An 18563-nucleotide genomic window follows, 5' to 3' on the forward strand; every position below is an offset into this window, starting at 1 on the left:
TTTTCAAATTATCGGTAAACCAAGTCACTTTAGCTATAAGCAGAAATACACGTGTTTGTAAGTACAGCATTTGCTTTTTCTATCGCTCTTGCTAACATTTCCTGTTCATTGTTCTGATTTTTCACATTGATTACCTGAGCAGCTAAGTTTGCAGGAAAAGTGACCAAACTGACTTCCCATAATTCCACTTGTTTTAACACTCTAGCTCCGCTTTTATGATCAACATCATACTCTATAGGTATATAGCCGATGGAAAGTCCGTTAATTGCTCCAGCTTTGAGCATCAAATACACTTCTTCTGCTTTCTGAATACCCAAAAGTAAATGTGCAATTATATATAGACCAACATCATTTTCGTAAATATCTATGATACTACCTATAGGTTCGTCAGGATTATGCTGCCAAAGGAGTTTTATTTTATTTCTGTTTAAATTTTCCTTAAATGCTCCAGGCAATATCAGATCATTTTGTTTATCAACTATATTAAAAACGCTAGCATAACCAGAAAATACACCGTTTTCTCCTATGCTTTTTATTGACAATGGTGAATAGAGAAATTTCTTATTCATAAAGCCTCCTGTAGTATTGGGAATTTTGTTTCGCAATGCACTGCGATATAATTCTATTATATGCAGTGCTCTAAAAGGGGGAAGCACTTTTCTTAGTTACTAAAAACGCTAAATTGTAATATGGTACAATGTTACAACGATGTCATGAAAGTAGCTGAAACTGGTTCCTTTATGACGGCAGTACCTTCTCCTGTCATCCGAGTAGCCTCCTTTTTTTGTCATCCCAGTGCTTGACACTGGGATCCAGAAGACTTAATTTCAACCAAGTGGCTGCATAATAAAGGCTGGATTCCAGTGTCAAGCACTGGAATGACATCACAGGGGCATTGACCTCTCTTGGGCTCTTTTAGCTATAAACATTAAGAAATTTACCAAATGAAAAAAAAGGCAAAAGAAGCCCTGGGGTTATTATCTGCTTTAAAATATTGGCGTTTTTTATGTTTTAAACGCTTGACAAGCGAGATTCAGCCGCTTTTAATTGCAACTAACTTACGCTGCAAATGTTTAAGAAATTTACTAAGCAGAAAAAAAGACAAAGAATCCCCGAGTTAGCTAGTCTTTTACTATCTCTGTCGAGTATTGGCATTTTTTGATGTCTTGTAACGCTTTATAAGCGCGTTCAGCTTATTTAGATAAAAATCTAGATGTAGATGAAGTTTTGTAAAGACATACAGTATCTATATACTGCAAAAAATTGAACATAAGACGCCGATACATTAAGTAATCCTTACCTTTTAATCTGCAGATTGGCGAAAGCAAATACAATAGCTTCAGTTTCATGATAAGGGGGCTGGCGGAGTTTGTCAAGCAAGTTTTTAGCCCTGTCTCCTTGCTATAATGTTCATATCGATAGAAAAGCAAAAGAATAGAATGAAATATCAAGTGATATCCTCTATAATTAAATTTTTTGAATGAAGAGATGACGATTCGTGTAGGAATTAATGGTCTGGGTAGAATAGGCAGAGGCGTATTGCGTGCTATTTATGAAATAGAAAAGTATAGTGAGCAAATAGAAGTTGTAGCTGTAAATGGATCGCTCAGTGCAAAGCAGCATGCACATTTGATTAAATATGATTCTATTCATGGCAAATTCAGTGGTAATATTGATTTTAATGAGTCTCAAAATTGGATTTCTATAAATGGCAAAGAGTTTTCTTTATATAGAGAACGGAGCCCTGAAAATATTCCTTGGAATGTTGATGTAATACTTGAATGTACTGGTGCATTCAACAAACGTGAAGAAGCAATAAGGCACAATGCAGAGAAAGTGATTGTCTCTGCTCCAGTTTCGGATGCTGATGTCACTATAGTTTATGGTGTGAATAACGATATGCTCGAAAAAGAGCATAAAGTGATATCAGCAGGTTCTTGCACTACAAATTGCCTTGCTCCGATTGTGAAAGTCCTACATTCTGGTTTAGGCATAAAAAGCGGTTTTATGACTACTATACATGCCTACACGAATGATCAAAATGTTCTTGATGGTAATCATAAAGATTTGCGTAGAGCAAGGGCTTGCGGATTATCTATGGTGCCAACTACAACCGGGGCAGCAAAAACAATTGGTTCTGTCATTCCTGAATTAAAAGGAAAGCTAGATGGCACTGCCGTCAGAGTTCCGGTTAGCAATGTTTCTATGGTTGATTTTACATTTACGACTGATAAGAAAGCGACCGTTAAAGAAATCAATGAAATGTTTAAGGATGCAGCTCTCTCCTCTACGTCATTCCAGCGCGTGACGCTGGAATCTAATTTCTGGATCCCAGTGTCAGCTACTCGGATGACATCAGAGGGTACTAGGATGGCAGAGGGTTATCCAATGTCAAATGTACTTTCTATATGCGAGGAACCTTTAGTCTCAATAGATTTTGTGCATAACCCTTATAGTGCAATTGTGGATTTAACTGGTACATATGTTACAGGTGATATATGCAGGGTTGCAGCGTGGTATGACAATGAGTGGGCTTTTTCGCTGAGAATGTTAGACATAGCATTATTGAGCTATAGTAAAGTATGAACTGGAACTCAAGCAAATACGCCTCATTTTATGAGCACTTTGCGGAACTCAGAAAAAGAGTTATCTTTTGCTTTCTATTTTTTTGCGTTGCTTTTGGTTTTTGTTATTACTTTAAGGAAAATATATACCGTTTTTTACTCGCACCTTTAATAGAAGCAACAAAAGGTAGCGAAGGTTTTTCTTTAATTTACACAGACTTAACAGAGGCATTTTTTGTGTATCTCCAAGTTGCAATAATGAGCGCACTTTTGTTTTCTTTTCCTGTGTTTGCATGGCAATTTTATATGTTCTTAGCACCTGGGTTATATAAAAGTGAAAGGGCAGTGTTGTTGCCATACTTGATTGCAACACCGGTTTTATTTGTAACGGGAGCTACTGTAGTCTATTACTATATATTTCCTTTAGCCTGGAAGTTTTTCATCACTTTTGAACATAGTGGGAAATCTTTCGGTATACCAATAGAGTTTATGCCATCAGTTAGCGAATATTTAGACCTCGTTCTCCAATTTATGTTTGCTTTTGGCACTGCATTTCAAATTCCAGTAATACTCACATTAATGGTGAGAGTAGGGTTACTCACTACACAAAGTTTGTCAAATAAACGCAGAATCGCGATAGTGGTAATTTTTATTATCGCTGCAATCTTAACTCCACCTGATGTATTAAGCCAAGTAGGGCTTGCAATACCTATGCTGATTCTATATGAATTGTCCATTCTGATATGTAGGTATATTGAAAAAAAGAAGACAAAGATTTAAACAAAGGAATCCCTCTTATCTCCTTTATATCACATTTTTAACTTACAACATTCTTATTCAGGACTTAAATATGGAAATGTTTCATAAATTGATTGTAATACTTTGTTAAGTTCAGCCTTACTTTTGATGATCAATAATACTGTATCATCACCTGCTATAGTTCCTATAATTCCTATGTTGTTGCTACTATTTAGCACATACTTCTTATCTAAAAAGTAAGCTAGACTGCTAGCTTGTCCTGGTTGGGTATGTAGTACTATTAAACCAAAATCCGAAATTTGCATATTAAGTATCAATGGTAATTGATACTGGTTGATATCGATTACTTTATATACACCAGCAACTTTGGCAATTTTAAGTTTTTTTAATTTCCTTGATAAAGTAGCCTGAGGAATGCTGTGCCCTCTTTCTTTAAGCAAGGTCTGTAAATCGCTCTGCTCTAAAATTTCATGATTTTGAATAATATTTAAAATATGTTCACCTAGTGTGTTGTCATGCATTATGCATTTTCCTCATATTGAATATGTAATAAGTATATTTGAAATTATATTCATTATTTCTTGACTATTCAATTTTTAATGTCTATATTCATAAGATGAATAAAATATGAATATAAATTAGTAATATGAAAAAATATATTTTAAATGCTATTATAGTGATAAGTATTCTATTAACAGGATGCAAGGAAGATAAACACGATAATATCATTAGATTTGCAATTTCTGCAGATTATCCACCTTTTGAATATTATGAAAATGGTAAATTTACTGGCTTTGACATTGAGCTTGCTCAATTAGTAGCAAAAGAGTTAGGTAAAGAAGCAATGTTTAAAGATATGCAGTTTAGTGCTATATTTGCAGCATTACAAAGTAATTCTGTAGATGCTGCTATATCTACTATTGGTAGTACAGAAGAGCGTGAAAAAAATTTTGATTTTTCAAATAGTTATTATACAGGGGAATTTGGTATTCTATATCACAAAAATAAACCCATAGCCGGTATAAACAATTTAACTCACAAGAAGATAGCCGTTCAACTAGGAACTGTCATGGAAATTTGGCTAAAAGAGCATGTTCCTACAACAGCTCAAATTATTGCTATAGACAATAATAATCAAGCTGTAGAAGCATTGAAGTCTGGTCATGTTGATGGCGTCCTAATTGATGAATTCCAAGGTAAAGTATTTAGCAAAAAAAATCCTGGTCTATCATGGTCAGCCATCGCTAAGTCAGATAATGGTTATTCTATTGCTGTGAATAAAGGATCTGATTTAAAGGATAAAATAAACGAGGCGTTAAAAAGTTTAGAAAGTAAAGGTGTAATACAAAAGATAGCAGAAAAATGGCTAGGAGATAACTGATGCAAGAATTAATTTCTAATTTGTTGTTTGTTGGAACAGGCCTTGCCTTTACTTTAAAATTATTGATTGGAGGACTGCTTTTAGGTATGAGTCTAGGAGGGTTATTTTCAGTACTCAGATATAATAAGATCTGTATTCCATTAATTAATGGAATTATATCTGTAATACGTGGCACCCCCCTTATATTACAGTTAAGTGTTGTTTATTTTATGACTCCAACCATTGCAGGAATTAAATTAAACATATTTAGTGCTGGCATTATAGCATTTGGTCTAAATAGCTGTGCTTATATTGCTGAGATTTTACGAGCTGGTATTGAAACTATATCAAAAAACCAGTTTGAAGCAGCTAAAACTTTACAAATACCTAGTTTCTATATGTGGAGAGATATTATATTACCACAAGTTATTAAAAATATTCTTCCTGCAATGATAAATGAGATCATTGCACTCCTTAAAGAAACGGCATTAATCTCTACTATTGGTGGTGTTGATATTATGCGCTCTGCGCAAATGCTTGCAGCAGAACAATTTACTTATTTTATACCACTTTGTCTTGCTGGGGCTTATTATTACGCTCTTGTATTACTAATTGAATATATAGGCAAAAAGATTGAACAGAAAGGTATATATGATAAAAATGCATAATGTTTGTAAATTATTTAATAATGTTCCAGTACTTAATAATATTAACCTGATTATAGAACAATCTATAGTTGGTCTTGCTGGTCCTTCTGGTAGTGGTAAATCAACATTGTTACGTTGTATACAAAAACTCGAAGTTTTAGATTCTGGTAGCATTGAATGCAATGATAGTACTGGTTTTGTATTTCAGGATTTTCAACTTTTCCCACATATGACTGTCTGGGAAAATCTTACATATGCTCCCAAACTTAAAAACAAAACTCAGGATCAAAGTGATTCACTACTTGAGTCTTTGGGTATTGCTTCTAAAAAAAATGATTACCCTAGTAATCTATCCGGTGGGCAAAAACAGCGGGTTGCGCTTGCCAGAAGCTTAATGATGAATCCAAGGATTCTATTATGCGATGAGCCAACGTCTGGTTTAGATGTAGCAACAATAGTCGACGTTGTGGAACTACTACAATCAGTTAGAGATATGGGTATTACTATGATTATCGCTTCTCACAATTTGGATTTTTTAACAAAAATATCAAATCGGATTATTCTGTTAAAAAACGGAAAAATAATTGTAGATATCAATCCTAAAGAAATTGATGAACCAACAAACTATTTAAAAAATAATTATTAAAAGAGAATCACTCATATCATACTGAGAGCTATAACAGATCTTAGCATCGAAAATTACATAATATACATTATGGAAAACAAAATTACATAATGTAAGAAGCAATGCTAAAAATAAAATCACATAATATAGCAAACTATAGCTAACCCAAGAAAGGTTTTCCTACGTCATACCGCCGCGATATCTCAGCATAGATTCCGCTAACAAGTAGCGGAATGACGAATTTTTGTTTTTCAAACTGTCGGTAAATCTAAGTCAGTTTAGCTATATGTGTCAAGCACTGGGATGACACCCTCCTGATGGGCCAAAATCACAATGTTCGTACAGTTATGGAATGAATCGCGGTATGACGTGTTGCTTTGATCAGCTATAAAGATGATGCTGCGGAAGTTTTTAGTACTTGCTCGCAACTTTCAACAATTTAATAGCACTGGTGTTTACAACCTCTCCGCCGACACGCTTAGTGACAAAAAACCTCACATAAGGTTTATTCGTATAAGGGTCTCTTAATATTCTCATTCCTCTGTTATCTACAATCTTATAAGCTTGTTTGAAATCTGCCATCGCAATTACTGGTAGCTGATTGTTTGGCACTGGTGGCATATCGGCAGACTGGTATACTGGCACTCCCATTAAGGTATCTGGAGCTTCAAGCGACAAACTTGGTTGCCAAAGATATTGACCTGTTTGAGATTTTAGCAGCCTAATGTCCTTCAACGTACTCCTGTTCATCAAAAATGATGCATTTTTGGAATAATATTCATCCAGAGAGTAATACAACATCATTATTGAATCACTATCTAATTTTTCAGTTTTAACTTGCTCTATTTTATTATAACTGTTTCCATTTTCATAAGCTAAAATTCCTTTTGGTTGAAAAGTGCCCTCACCCTTAATGAAGGCTTCGCTTTCTTCCTTACTAAAAGTCTCGGCAATCTTTTCCACCAGCCAACTCTCAACATCGACAAACGCATCATCGAGTAACTTTTGTGATATTTGTGGTTGAGCATATAACTCGTAAGTTGTGACGGAAATCTTTTGGATTTTGGGCGTGTCCGTATCTTTTGCAAAATCATACTTAGACTTATTGCCACCATCCTCATCATCTACTGTTTCACTGCTCCAACCTGCACCGGCGCGGTCAAAATCTTCTATAATGTAATCCAATGTTTCAGTAGAGATTCTTTGACTGGAGCATATTTGTCGCATTGGGGACGAATCAGTTACGCGCTTGTTTATGCGTTTTACAATATGCGGAGTAACTAGATACCCCCCGATATCACTGTTATCTCCACTGAGGGTTTTGTGTGATAAACCGCTTTCCATTCCCTTGCGGATATAATCAGAAAAATATTTATCGCTTGTGCTAAAATCTGTATTTACTTCTGGACGTTGAGCTGCAGTTTCGATCAAGTCTAAACGCTCTTTGCAACTATCAATGGCATTATTTACCTTGCATAGCTGCTCAATTGTTGCAGAATCAGCACGCCCTTTGCTTTCAATTTCTTTTAGTTTGCGATCATTTATTAATTTAAATTGCTCCCATGATGAAGCGAGTTCATTGATACGGTGAGCGATATCGGTGAGTGACATAATAGCCTCCTTTGAAAATGAAATGAAAATGGAAATAAGGTAATAGGAATGGTACTCATAGATGTTTCCCTACATCTGTACGAACATTGCAGGTGGCAGATGCAAGTAGCTGCACTGGAGAATCCCAAAAAAAGGATGATGTCATCCCAGTGCTCCCTTTCTTGTCATCCCAGTCTGGGATCCAGATTGGGCACTAAGTTGGTAAACACGAAAGCGCTTTACAACGTTTTTGATGGAATTGTGCGAAAGCCAGTGTCAAGCACTGGAATGACATCATCTGTTGTCTTCAAAAATAAATGTTCGTACAGTTATGTGCCCAGGCACTGGCATGATATCATTTGTTTATCTGTTGAAAATGTAAACCGAAAAATAGCGTGGCACTTTGTGCCACGCTTAGTACTGTAAGCTTAATCCAGTAATTAAATTAAGCGAGGTAAAATAAAAGATAACAACACTATATAATGTTCGTTCTTTTATGTCAAGCACTTTTTTGAATTTTTTTGGTGATAATTTTTATCCAGTTATTTTATTATTGTAGTATAATTTCAATGCCAGATACTATCATTATGATCACTATCTAAATTTAAATCGTAATTATCATCAAATTTATATATCCCCTCCATCTCTTCTCTATGCAATTCATGTGAATCACCTAAAGCTTTTTGATTAGAAACGTCAACACAATACTGTAACAGTGCTCTTAATGCTCCAGCACTATCTTGATCTAAATTAAAATTGCTAAAATCAAATTTCTGCATATTCTCCACATGTCCTTCTCTACATAACCTACATATCTTAGCAAAAGCCCTTTCACTTTCTCGACTCCAAGCATTAAGAAAGTAAGGATCTACTACTTTGCTAAATTGTTTCTCTATCTCTTCAAGAGAGCTCTCTGGATTGAGTTCTAATATTACTTTGAAAATCCCACTGCCATGGAATCTATAAAATTTACTAGGCAGTGTCGACATTTATTTTAACCAAAGATAAATGCCAGCAATGTGAACAAAAGACAGAAAAGCTATGGCCAATTTGTCGTAGCGTGTAGCAACTCTGCGGAAGTGCTTGATTTTGTTGAACATCCTTTCGATTAAGTTTCTCTCTTTATACAATTCTTTGTCATATTCTCTTGGTGTTTTTCTGTTGGAACGCGGTGGGATTACTGGCTCAGCATTTACAGCTTCTGCAGCCTCAATCATATAATTTGCGTCATACCCTTTATCGGCAATAAGTGCCTCCATGTTCTTGCCTTCTATCAGGTCTAAAGCTTTTACGTAATCCGATCTTTGCCCTGCAGTAACAAAGAATCTCAGTGGGTTGCCCAAAGCATCACAAGCAGCGTGTAATTTGCTTGAAAATCCTCCTTTGCACCGTCCCAGCTCTTGTTCTTGTCTACCAGTTTCCACATTTTTTTCTTGCACCAGCAGCATGTTGATGTGCCCTGATTATTGTTGAGTCTATCATGAGCCACTCTGTGTCTCCATTAACAGCTAATGTGTTGAAAATCATCTGCCAAACACCAGATTTTGCCCACCTTATAAAACGTTTATGTACACTTGACCATTTTCCATACTCAGCCGGCAATGCTCTCCATGTTGCTCCTGTTCTACCTATCCACATTATTGCAGCTACGAATCTCCTGTTATCTTTTGCGCTTCTTCCTCTATCTCCTTCCTTACCTGGCAGACTGTTTTTTATTCTCTCCCATTGCTCATCTTTTAAATCATATAGCATTCTCTTTACCTATTAATAAAGAGTACTCTATATCACTATTTTTTTTATGTCGACAAGACCTAGATAAGCTATCTTTTACAAAATTAACTGCATCATCTATTGTAACACCAGAGCGAGATTCAAATATCATCTCAAATGCTCCATAACAACTATCAATACCAAAATTAATTATTTTTTCCATAAAATCAATTACCTCTTCTAAGGAAATTTGTGGCTTATTCCTCAAGATAACTTCTAAACTCTTGACAAAATTATGCCCATGCTGACCCATAGCATGGGTTTTCCCATTTATTGTATAATGATATAGCTTCTTATTTTCTATTATATGCTTATTGCACTGGTAGATATGTAGCTTATTCAATTTGCCAGAATATTCCTCTATTTCCTTATCTGGTAATTTTGAGCGGAATTCCTTGATTACTTCGCGTATTATTCTATTGATATTACTCATGCTTATTCCTAATTAATATGTTAGTATTTTTATAAATTAAGTTATTATATTAAAATTCTTTCATGGATTTCAATATTAGCTCCGCACTACTTGTAGTTTTCGTAATGGGTCTGCCAATGACGATATAATCAGCTCCTGAATTTATTGCTTCTTTTGGTGTTGCTGTTCTTTTTTGGTCGTCATGACCTGGATCTATACGAATTCCTGGAGTAATAATTTTAAAGTCTTCACCGCATTCTCGGCGCACTTCCTGAGCTTCCAATGCAGAACAGACTATTCCATAGAGTCCAATCTTTTTTGCAAGCTTTGCAAGCAAAATTACCTGTGATTTTACTTCTCTTGCTACTCCAAGCTCGTTTAAATCCTCATTGCTCATACTAGTTAGCACTGTCACTCCAATCAGCTTTATTTTTGTGCCTTGCACTACACTTAGCGCTTCTTCAAGCATTTTTGTCCCACCGCTGATGTGCAGAGTTAACATTTCAACGTTCAGAACTTTTATTACTTCAACTGTTTTAGCTACAGTGTTTGGAATGTCATGCAATTTCAGATCTAAAAAAATTGGTACATTGCATTTTGCAACTTCTTGCACTCCAGAAAGACCTTGAGCAGCAAAAAATTCTAATCCCAGCTTTACCATGCCAACTTTACCACGCAGAGTATTAACTAGAGAAATAGCCTTATTTAAATCTTGTGTATCCAGTGCACATATTATTGGGTTCATTATCTTGCATGATTTATTTTATAATAAGACTATAAGACTAATTGTTGTGTTTTGCAAATACCTTCAATCTGATTACGTTCATAAGATTCTGTCAATAGTGAATTTGGCAATTTGATCGGAGTGGATGAGCGACTTGCATATCCAAGATCCTCCAGTAAACAATCAAACGTTTCCTCTGATGGTGATTCACATCTAGAATCTTCACCTAGCGTGAATTGCATAATTTCCTTCAATATAAACTTTATTTTTTGAGTCTCCTGTAATATTATTTTTCTACTACGATCTCCGATCGCTTCATTATTGTTTACCAATTTTTCTACCTTGTCTACCACAGATTCTAACATTTCCGGTAAATAACCCTTTTTCTCTTCTGCATTTCTCAACAAATCTTCTTCAAGTTGTTCTATTTGACTGTCTCGCTCTAAAAGTAAATTTTTTAAACCTTTTACCTCATTGTTACAATCTTTTCTTATTCCGTCTAACTCAAAAGACTGATTTTCAATTAAACCATTTGCTTCATCTAACTCGTCAAATTTCTTTTCCAATTTTTTAGATAAATTTTCCTTTTCTTTATTGATTTTTCTGATTTCACATTTTAGGTCATCTAATTTTGTATGCAACTTTTTTTCTTCCTCATATAATATATCTCTTTCTTTATAAAGTGTGTCTTCTTTCTTACGTAATATATCTCTTTCTTTATAAAATTTGTCTTCTTTCTCGTATAACTCCCTTATTTCTTTACGTAATTTTTCTACTTCCTCATTCAATTTTTTATTTTCTAATTCTTTGCATTGATTATTGTCTATTTTCCCTTTCAATTCTGTTATACGTTCTTCTTTTTCTTGTAACTGTTCACGTAAACACGAGATTTTAAGATGTAATTCTTCTTCTCGTGCAACAAGCTTATCTATTTCCTCTTTTGTTTTGTCCAATTCATTGTCTATTTCAAACGTACGATTCTTTGCTGTTTCTAATTTTTTCTCTAAAGATTTTTTTTCTTCAAGAAGAGATTCTCTCTCAACTTCTGACTCATTTACTTTCTGATTCAATTTTTTTGCTCTCTTGTCTAAATTTTGCTTTTCTCGAGTTAATTCATGTAATTGATTCTTCACTTCTTTGTTTGCAGCTTCTTCAGCTTCCTTTCCTAGAGTTATTTTATTTTCCAACTCTTGCTCTTTTTGAGCGAATTTATTTCTCTCAATCTCTATTTTCTTATTATTACGAATTATTTTATATAAAAGTGCAAGCACCAAAACAGATAATGTAGCTAAAGCAAGAATTAGAGGAAGAGGCACATTAGAAGTTACAATAAGCGCTAAAGATGTAAGTAACGTAAGAGTAGCTAAGGAACTAGCTACAAAATAAAATGCATTAGCCTCACTAAGCAAATTGCTCATTACTCCCCTCCCACCACGGACAAAACTCCAGCAGTCTTGTATATATTTATTAAAATTCTCTTATCTGTGGAGGAATTATAGTGCTGCACCTACAACAAACTTTCCTTTTTCAGTCTACTAGCTAAAAATGGCTAAGGTTTTATGTATCCAGTGTACAACTGTACTCAAAATGTCTAGTGGCTATTGATCGGGGTAGAACATCCACTGGTATATCCAGGATCTTCCACAAATGAAGGAACAGACGTTTCGCCTGGCAAATATTGTGCAGCTTCTTCTACTAACACAGACTTTGTTGCTTGAATCACTTGTAATATTACTTTTTTATCATCATCTCTGATCACTTCATTTTCCCTTACTAATTTTTCTACCTCATCTGTTACATATTCTATCATCCGTTGCAAAAAAAGCACTTCTTCTTTTTTCTTTTCCAATAAAGCTTTTTGAAGTTGTTCTATTTGAGAGGATTGCTTCAAAAGTGAACTGTTTAATTCTTTCACCTTATTATCGCGATCATCATTCACTGTTGTTAATGTGTTATCAGATTCTTTCTCTTCTTTTTGTAAAGATAATGACTCCTTTTCCAGCTCCTTAATTTTAGATAAGTACTCTTTCTCCTTTGTACACAATTTATCAACTTTACTTTCAAGATCAGTGCGCTTTTGACGTTCATCACTAACTTTACCTTCTAATTCTTTCTTTTCCTTTTCCGACTGGCATAACTTCTCCTCTAATTCTTCTATGTCGCTTTCTGAGCTCTCATGTTGTTCTTCCGATTCTAAAGTTTTTAATTGTTTTACTTCTTCTACTTCTACTTTTTTTCTTAACATAGTTAATTGAGTACGCAGAGAAGAAGCTTCCCTACTTTTATGTTCTAATTCCAAGTTTAATTCATCTTCATATTCCAATCTTAAGCGTAACTCATCTTCATATTCTGACTTTAAACATAACTTATTCTTTTCACTTTCTAATTTGCATTGACACAATTCCTCCATTAAAGAATCCACTCTTTCATTCAATCTTGTATTTTCATCACGTAACTCTTGGTGTTCAAGAGAAAGCATCTCCTCCTTATGTTCTAACTGACCTTTTACTTTTGCTTCCAATTCTACATTATTACTAATTATTTTACATGAAAGTGCAAGCACCAAAATAGATAATGTAGCTAAAGCAAGAATTAGAGGAAGAGGCACATTAGAAGTTACAATAAGCGCTAAAGATGTAAGTAACGTAAGAGTAGCTAAGGAACTAGCTACAAAATAAAATGCATTAGCCTCACTAAGCAAATTGCTCATTACTCCCCTCCCCCCCACGTTCAGCAGTCTTGTATATATTTATTAAAATTCTCTTATCTGTGGAGGAATTATAGTGCTGCACCTACAACAAATTTCCCATCTTCAGTCTGCTAGCTAAAAAATGACTTAGACCTTGTGTATCGAGTGTACCATTGTACTTATAATGTCTAGTTAGCTATTGATCAGGGTAGAACATATACTGGTATATCCAGAATCACATAAAGCGTCATTCAGCTTATGTGATGGTCTGGATGTGTATTGCTGTGATTCTCCTATAGAATTTTCAATTTTCCTGTTAGTCTGCTTATTCGACACCTTTTTAATATTATGAGTCCTCTTAAAACTTCGACAAATAGCCGCAGTCTTAGTCTTGTCACGTACTTTACTTGCACAACCTTCTATTTCCTTTAATAAACTAATCAGATTTGCTGGTGAAAAATCCTCACTAGTATTGTTTAAAATTGTATGAGCGATACTTTGCAAATTTTTCTTCTGACAATACTCGTTGATTATTTTTTTACGCGTATCTGTACCTAATGTAGGAATCTCAATGTGATTGCATAAACGACCTCCCCTAACAAGTGCCTTATCTAAAATACCTATATGATTAGTTGCAGCAATCACCGTCACACCTTTTACATGGTCAGAGCCATCAATTTTAGTTAAGAAATGTTTTAAATATCGTATATTATCATCAGAACTATACGCTTTGCCAAAGCCTTCAATTTCATCTATAAAAACTATACAAGGAGCGTTTTCTTCTGCTTTTTTAAAAAGATCATTTATATTTTTTATATTAAACAAACTAGAACCAGAAACACTTATAAATGCAGATGTATCTTTAGTTTCACTCGCAATTGCCTTAGCAATCATAGTCTTACCAGTTCCTGGTAGACCATGCAAAATGTATCCTTCTCCTTTTTTTAGAGCCGCATCTGATTCTTTTTGTGATTCATAAATCTCTTTCAGCTTTTGTTTCTTATCATTTGGAAGTATAACATCATCAAATGTTGTCTTATATCTTTTTTTACCTTTTTCATAAAACTTCATCTGCAGCTCTTCTTTTACTTCAACTTCCTTTATGAGACTACTAGGCAGTGTCGACATTTATTTTAACCAAAGATAAATGCCAGCAATGTGAACAAAAGACAGAAAAGCTATGGCCAATTTGTCGTAGCGTGTAGCAACTCTGCGGAAGTGCTTGATTTTGTTGAACATCCTTTCGATTAAGTTTCTCTCTTTATACAATTCTTTGTCATATTCTCTTGGTGTTTTTCTGTTGGAACGCGGTGGGATTACTGGCTCAGCATTTACAGCTTCTGCAGCCTCAATCATATAATTTGCGTCATACCCTTTATCGGCAATAAGTGCCTCCATGTTCTTGCCTTCTATCAGGTCTAAAGCTTTTACGTAATCCGATCTTTGCCCTGCAGTAACAAAGAATCTCAGTGGGTTGCCCAAAGCATCACAAGCAGCGTGTAATTTGCTTGAAAATCCTCCTTTGCACCGTCCCAGCTCTTGTTCTTGTCTACCAGTTTCCACATTTTTTTCTTGCACCAGCAGCATGTTGATGTGCCCTGATTATTGTTGAGTCTATCATGAGCCACTCTGTGTCTCCATTAACAGCTAATGTGTTGAAAATCATCTGCCAAACACCAGATTTTGCCCACCTTATAAAACGTTTATGTACACTTGACCATTTTCCATACTCAGCCGGCAATGCTCTCCATGTTGCTCCTGTTCTACCTATCCACATTATTGCAGCTACGAATCTCCTGTTATCTTTTGCGCTTCTTCCTCTATCTCCTTCCTTACCTGGCAGACTGTTTTTTATTCTCTCCCATTGCTCATCTTTTAAATCATATAGCATTCTCTTTACCTATTAATAAAGAGTACTCTATATCACTATTTTTTTTATGTCGACAAGACCTAAGCCTTTCTTCCACTGCATCTTCTATTAACTTTTTCACTTCATCTTTTGTTGCAGCATTACCAATCTTTACCTCTAGCTCTTCCACTGCATCTTCTATTAACTTTTTCACTTCATCTTTTGCAGCACCATTAAGCCCTGCCTTTAGCTCTTCTTTTGTTGCAGCACTAGCAAACTCTCCTCTTAGCTGTTCAACTTCATCTTTTGTTGTAGCATTAGCAAACTCTCCTCTTAGCTGTTTAACTTCATCTTTTGTTGCAGTACCATTAAGCCCTGCCTTTAGCTCTTCTTTTGTTGCAGCGCTTGTCCCTAGCTCTTTCACTTCATTGTTAAGCTTATTTAGCTCCTCTTTTGTTGCAACACTAGCAATCTTTACCTTTAGCTCTTCCACTTCATCTTTTGTTGCAGCACCATTAGCTTGCCTTGAAATTTCATCTAATTTTGTTTCGAGATCACTAACTTTCTTATTTAGCCCTTTGATTTGAGGTTCTAAGCTTTGTATTGTATTTTCTTGCTCTGCAGCTAATTCAGTTTTTTCATTAAGCTCCGCTCCTTGAGCAGCTAATTTTTTATTTCGACTAATCATCTTGCATGAAAGTGCGAGTATCAAAGTAGATAGTATAGATAAACTCAAGGCAACAGGAAGAGCTACATTAAAGGCTGCAATTGGAGATAAGAATGCAACATAAGGAGCAACAGCAAGTGTCCCAGACGCAAGCAATACCAAAGTAGCAAAGCACCAGCTATAAGATATGTTGCATTGGTTTTACTATACAAATCCCTCATTATTCCCTCATACTAATAATGATTACAATAGCATGGATATTAAAGGAAGTAAAGCTATAAAAATCAGTATAAGTCTATATTCACTATGTATTTTCCGTCTTCAGTTTCAAGCTCAGACTGCATCCACTCTATCGTTTCCGCATTGCAAACTGCCTGCAAATCATCCTGTGCAGATTGATTCAATTTATCCTCTCGTAGATCTGCTTTTATCATCAACTTTTTTATCAGATGCTTAACTGATACATTATTATCTGCCTTTATCTTTCTGATAATGTTTAATATCTGAATAACATTATCTCCCATTTCCTCTGAATATTTATCGTAGATAAGTTCTTCTTTGCTCGGCCAATTGCTTTTATTGTGTACAGAATTATAACTATACAATTGGTGGTATATCTCTTCTGTAATGTAAGGCAAGAAAGGTGCAAATAACCGCAAAATAATATTCAGTACATACGCCAAGCTTTGTTTTGCACTTAAACTGCTTCCGTACGCGCGTTTTTTTACTAATTCCAAGTAGTTATCACAAAAATCCTTCCAAAAAAATTCTTCTACTGCGCCCAAAGCTTCGCAGTATTCAAACTGTAATAGGTTATTCGTTGCTTTACCTATTACTTTGTACAGCTCAGACAGTATCCATTTATCCATCGTCTCACTGATGGAATTTATGCTTACTGTTTGATGCTTTTCCATGAACATGGAAACAAACTTGCTAGCGTTCCAAAGTTTTGTAACGAGGCGCTTGCCAATTTTGAATATATTTTCAGAGTAGACTGTATCAACTCCAAGCCTTGAGTTCGCTGCCCAATAGCGCACTACATCAGCTCCATAAGTTTCAAGTATTACATGAGGAGTAATGATGTTACCCTTTGATTTACTCATCTTTTTCTTATCATCTGCTAAACACCAACCGCTGATCATAATGTTTTTCCAAGGTAAAGAATTTGCATGATAATGTGCCTTTAAAATAGTATAAAAAGCCCAAGTTCTTATTATCTCATGGCTCTGGCTGCGCAGATCTGCAGGAAATATCGTATCATAGCGATGATTTGGTAAACTAAACTCACTGTTTACTGCCAGTGCACTCAGTTGAGGAGTAATTGAACTTGTGGCCCAGGTATCCATTACATCTTGATCTGGGATAACCTCTTCTTTGCTATACCCTTTTGGCAAATCTTTGAGTGGATCTATAGGTAGGTCCTTTATCTCAGCTAGAATAATTTTACCTTCTTCTCCCTTACGTTTAGAATACCACGCTGGAAATGGCACACCAAAATAACGTTGCCTTGAGATGCACCAGTCCCAATTTAGCCCTTCTATCCACACTTCCATACGTTTACGCATAGTAGCTGGATGCCAATTGCATTCTTTTACTTTATCTAATACTTGAGCTTTTTGCTCTAAGGTCTTGATAAACCATTGATAAGTAGGTAATATCTCAAGTGGTGCACCAGATCTTTCTGCACACTTAACAGAATGAGAAATGCTAGTGCTTTCTATCAAAAGTCCTTTTTTAGTTAGGATTTCGATCATCCTCTTTCTTGCTGCTGTAACTTTCAATCCATTTATTTCATCGTAGATTCCAGTGTCAGCTACTTTCATGACGCCGGGGTGTGGTGGAATGACATCATCTAGGTCCATCCTCCCATCCTGATCGATGATAATTTTCATCGGCAGATTATGCTTTTGCTGCCAATATATATCGAGCTCATCACCAAACGTACAGCACATAACAAGCCCAGTGCCTTTATCTATTTTGACCTTATCGTCAGCAATGATTAGTACTTTTTCCTTTGTAATTGGCACTACCGCTGTTTTTCCAATCAGGTGGGTGTAGCGCGCATCCTCTGGATGGCAAAAAACTGCAACACATGCGGGAAGTAACTCAGGTCGCGTAGTTGCAATATTGATTTGCTCATTTTCTTGAGTAGAGAAAACTATCGTGTTTAAGGATGACTCAAAAACTTTATCTTCTATTTCTGCTTGCGCAATTGCGGTTTTATCAACCGGGTCCCAAAGGATAGGCTGCATTTTTCTATATGCATATCCCTTATTATATAGATCAATAAACGACATCTGTGAAAGCGTCACAGTTTCCTTGCTGATCGTGTGATATTCCAAATCCCAGTCATAACTAATGCCGACCGATTTAAATAGTTCCTTGAATTCTTGCTTTGATTTTTCAATAACCTCATGGCACATCTCTATAAATTTTTCCCTGCCAACTTCTTTTGCGCGGGTTTTATAGGTTTGCTCAACCAATCTTTCAGTGGGAAGCCCATTATCATCAAACCCAATTGGGTAAAACACATCTTTTCCCAGCATGCGCTGAAACCTTGCAATAAAGTCCGTGTGGCAATAGCTAAATATATGGCCAATATGCAATTTACCCGATATTGTCGGTGGAGGTGTGTCTATAGTGAAAGTGTTATCCTTTTCACCATTCCACCTGTAAACTTTACTGCCTTCCCATAATATGTTGCATTTGTCTTCAACTTCTTTAAAGCCGTATTTTTCTTTTAACATAAATATTTCTCAATTTTAAACCTTAAGCTAGCAACGTTATACCGCCGCGGTATCTCTAGATCCCGCTAACAAGCAGCGGAATGACGATGGTCGGTAAACCTAAATTACTTTAGCTATAGCACAATTAAGTAAATACGTCAATTTTACGCCAAAATTTTTT

At 35.5% G+C, this 18563-nt stretch carries 18 protein-coding genes and 2 pseudogenes; 6 read left to right on the plus strand and 14 right to left on the minus strand.

The window, feature by feature from the left end:
• Nucleotides 1-29: 29 nt before the first annotated feature.
• Nucleotides 30-569: an HK97 family phage prohead protease gene (locus tag AAGD50_RS03975; protein ID WP_264724170.1), complete on the minus strand. Its 540-nt coding sequence runs from the start codon at nt 567-569 to the stop codon at nt 30-32.
• Nucleotides 570-677: 108 nt separating this feature from the next.
• Complete coding sequence (locus tag AAGD50_RS03980) at nt 678-806, minus strand: hypothetical protein (protein WP_264724169.1); 129 nt, start codon at nt 804-806, stop codon at nt 678-680.
• A gap of 682 nt (nt 807-1488) precedes the next feature.
• Here AAGD50_RS03980 and AAGD50_RS03990 point away from each other — a divergent pair.
• Nucleotides 1489-2586, plus strand: coding sequence for a type I glyceraldehyde-3-phosphate dehydrogenase (locus AAGD50_RS03990; RefSeq protein ID WP_264724168.1), 1098 nt, complete (start codon nt 1489-1491; stop codon nt 2584-2586).
• On the plus strand, nt 2583-3344 hold the full coding sequence (gene tatC / locus AAGD50_RS03995) for a twin-arginine translocase subunit TatC (protein ID WP_010962605.1): 762 nt from the start codon (nt 2583-2585) through the stop codon (nt 3342-3344). The genes AAGD50_RS03990 and tatC overlap by 4 nt, the downstream gene beginning before the upstream one ends.
• Nucleotides 3345-3397: 53 nt before the next feature.
• Here the strand turns inward: tatC and AAGD50_RS04000 are convergent, their stop codons facing one another.
• Complete coding sequence (locus tag AAGD50_RS04000) at nt 3398-3844, minus strand: arginine repressor (protein WP_264724167.1); 447 nt, start codon at nt 3842-3844, stop codon at nt 3398-3400.
• A gap of 125 nt (nt 3845-3969) precedes the next feature.
• On the opposite strand from AAGD50_RS04000, the gene AAGD50_RS04005 reads away from it, so the two are divergent.
• Genes AAGD50_RS04005 through AAGD50_RS04015 form a run of 3 tightly spaced genes read left to right on the plus strand, consistent with a single transcriptional unit; the run spans nt 3970 to nt 5976 of the window.
• Nucleotides 3970-4704 carry a substrate-binding periplasmic protein gene (locus AAGD50_RS04005; protein WP_155968424.1) on the plus strand — a complete coding sequence of 245 codons (735 nt, stop codon included), beginning with the start codon at nt 3970-3972 and terminating at the stop codon, nt 4702-4704.
• On the plus strand, nt 4704-5351 hold the full coding sequence (locus AAGD50_RS04010; protein ID WP_265041169.1) for an amino acid ABC transporter permease: 648 nt from the start codon (nt 4704-4706) through the stop codon (nt 5349-5351). Before AAGD50_RS04005 ends, AAGD50_RS04010 begins: the two co-directional genes overlap by 1 nt.
• Nucleotides 5335-5976: an amino acid ABC transporter ATP-binding protein gene (locus tag AAGD50_RS04015; protein ID WP_264724166.1), complete on the plus strand. Its 642-nt coding sequence runs from the start codon at nt 5335-5337 to the stop codon at nt 5974-5976. Before AAGD50_RS04010 ends, AAGD50_RS04015 begins: the two co-directional genes overlap by 17 nt.
• Before the next feature lie 390 nt (nt 5977-6366).
• Here AAGD50_RS04015 and AAGD50_RS04020 read toward each other — a convergent pair whose 3' ends face one another.
• A complete protein-coding gene (locus tag AAGD50_RS04020; RefSeq protein WP_265024347.1) occupies nt 6367-7566 on the minus strand; it encodes a phage major capsid protein in 1200 nt (399 codons plus the stop codon).
• A 48-nt stretch (nt 7567-7614) separates the two neighbouring features.
• Between AAGD50_RS04020 and AAGD50_RS04025 the strand changes: the two genes are divergently transcribed.
• Entirely contained in the window at nt 7615-7971 is a 357-nt protein-coding gene (locus tag AAGD50_RS04025; protein ID WP_341810002.1) for a hypothetical protein, read from the plus strand.
• A gap of 140 nt (nt 7972-8111) precedes the next feature.
• On the opposite strand, the gene AAGD50_RS04030 is transcribed toward AAGD50_RS04025, so the two are convergent.
• From AAGD50_RS04030 to AAGD50_RS04075, 10 genes and pseudogenes are all read right to left on the minus strand, one after another.
• Nucleotides 8112-8534 (minus strand): hypothetical protein, encoded by a 423-nt coding sequence (locus AAGD50_RS04030; RefSeq protein ID WP_264724163.1) that lies wholly within the window; start codon nt 8532-8534, stop codon nt 8112-8114.
• Nucleotides 8535-9297: pseudogene (locus AAGD50_RS04035) on the minus strand (IS5 family transposase). It lies immediately after the preceding gene.
• Nucleotides 9287-9748 (minus strand): hypothetical protein, encoded by a 462-nt coding sequence (locus tag AAGD50_RS04040; protein ID WP_341810003.1) that lies wholly within the window; start codon nt 9746-9748, stop codon nt 9287-9289. The pseudogene AAGD50_RS04035 and the gene AAGD50_RS04040 overlap by 11 nt, the downstream one beginning before the upstream one ends.
• A 49-nt stretch (nt 9749-9797) precedes the next feature.
• Complete coding sequence (pyrF, locus tag AAGD50_RS04045) at nt 9798-10472, minus strand: orotidine-5'-phosphate decarboxylase (protein WP_174515794.1); 675 nt, start codon at nt 10470-10472, stop codon at nt 9798-9800.
• 29 nt (nt 10473-10501) lie between these two features.
• Complete coding sequence (locus AAGD50_RS04050) at nt 10502-11869, minus strand: hypothetical protein (protein WP_341810004.1); 1368 nt, start codon at nt 11867-11869, stop codon at nt 10502-10504.
• A gap of 173 nt (nt 11870-12042) precedes the next feature.
• On the minus strand, nt 12043-13161 hold the full coding sequence (locus tag AAGD50_RS04055; protein ID WP_264724160.1) for a hypothetical protein: 1119 nt from the start codon (nt 13159-13161) through the stop codon (nt 12043-12045).
• A 171-nt stretch (nt 13162-13332) separates the two neighbouring features.
• Nucleotides 13333-14268 carry an AAA family ATPase gene (locus tag AAGD50_RS04060; protein WP_264724159.1) on the minus strand — a complete coding sequence of 312 codons (936 nt, stop codon included), beginning with the start codon at nt 14266-14268 and terminating at the stop codon, nt 13333-13335.
• Nucleotides 14269-15031 (minus strand): annotated as a pseudogene (locus AAGD50_RS04065) (IS5 family transposase).
• Nucleotides 15021-15818: a DUF677 domain-containing protein gene (locus tag AAGD50_RS04070; RefSeq protein ID WP_341810005.1), complete on the minus strand. Its 798-nt coding sequence runs from the start codon at nt 15816-15818 to the stop codon at nt 15021-15023. Before AAGD50_RS04070 ends, AAGD50_RS04065 begins: the two are co-directional and overlap by 11 nt.
• Nucleotides 15819-15940: 122 nt before the next feature.
• Nucleotides 15941-18403, minus strand: a complete 2463-nt coding sequence (locus AAGD50_RS04075; protein WP_264724156.1) for a valine--tRNA ligase — start codon at nt 18401-18403, stop codon at nt 15941-15943.
• Between the last annotated feature and the right edge of the window lie 160 nt (nt 18404-18563).

Source organism: Wolbachia endosymbiont (group A) of Apotomis capreana (assembly GCF_964027025.1).
Taxonomy (GTDB): Bacteria; Pseudomonadota; Alphaproteobacteria; order Rickettsiales; family Anaplasmataceae; genus Wolbachia; species Wolbachia pipientis.

Excerpts from the sequence above, each read along its gene's own strand:
- AAGD50_RS03975 (WP_264724170.1), bottom strand. The coding sequence starts at position 569 with ATGAATAAGAAATTTCTCTATTCACCATTGTCAATAAAAAGCATAGGA.
- AAGD50_RS03990 (WP_264724168.1), top strand. The coding sequence starts at position 1,489 with ATGACGATTCGTGTAGGAATTAATGGTCTGGGTAGAATAGGCAGAGGC.
- tatC (WP_010962605.1), top strand. The coding sequence starts at position 2,583 with ATGAACTGGAACTCAAGCAAATACGCCTCATTTTATGAGCACTTTGCG.
- AAGD50_RS04000 (WP_264724167.1), bottom strand. The coding sequence starts at position 3,844 with ATGCATGACAACACACTAGGTGAACATATTTTAAATATTATTCAAAAT.
- AAGD50_RS04005 (WP_155968424.1), top strand. The coding sequence starts at position 3,970 with ATGAAAAAATATATTTTAAATGCTATTATAGTGATAAGTATTCTATTA.
- AAGD50_RS04010 (WP_265041169.1), top strand. The coding sequence starts at position 4,704 with ATGCAAGAATTAATTTCTAATTTGTTGTTTGTTGGAACAGGCCTTGCC.
- AAGD50_RS04015 (WP_264724166.1), top strand. The coding sequence starts at position 5,335 with ATGATAAAAATGCATAATGTTTGTAAATTATTTAATAATGTTCCAGTA.
- AAGD50_RS04020 (WP_265024347.1), bottom strand. The coding sequence starts at position 7,566 with ATGTCACTCACCGATATCGCTCACCGTATCAATGAACTCGCTTCATCA.
- AAGD50_RS04025 (WP_341810002.1), top strand. The coding sequence starts at position 7,615 with ATGGTACTCATAGATGTTTCCCTACATCTGTACGAACATTGCAGGTGG.
- AAGD50_RS04030 (WP_264724163.1), bottom strand. The coding sequence starts at position 8,534 with ATGTCGACACTGCCTAGTAAATTTTATAGATTCCATGGCAGTGGGATT.
- AAGD50_RS04040 (WP_341810003.1), bottom strand. The coding sequence starts at position 9,748 with ATGAGTAATATCAATAGAATAATACGCGAAGTAATCAAGGAATTCCGC.
- pyrF (WP_174515794.1), bottom strand. The coding sequence starts at position 10,472 with ATGAACCCAATAATATGTGCACTGGATACACAAGATTTAAATAAGGCT.
- AAGD50_RS04050 (WP_341810004.1), bottom strand. The coding sequence starts at position 11,869 with ATGAGCAATTTGCTTAGTGAGGCTAATGCATTTTATTTTGTAGCTAGT.
- AAGD50_RS04055 (WP_264724160.1), bottom strand. The coding sequence starts at position 13,161 with ATGAGCAATTTGCTTAGTGAGGCTAATGCATTTTATTTTGTAGCTAGT.
- AAGD50_RS04060 (WP_264724159.1), bottom strand. The coding sequence starts at position 14,268 with ATGTCGACACTGCCTAGTAGTCTCATAAAGGAAGTTGAAGTAAAAGAA.
- AAGD50_RS04075 (WP_264724156.1), bottom strand. The coding sequence starts at position 18,403 with ATGTTAAAAGAAAAATACGGCTTTAAAGAAGTTGAAGACAAATGCAAC.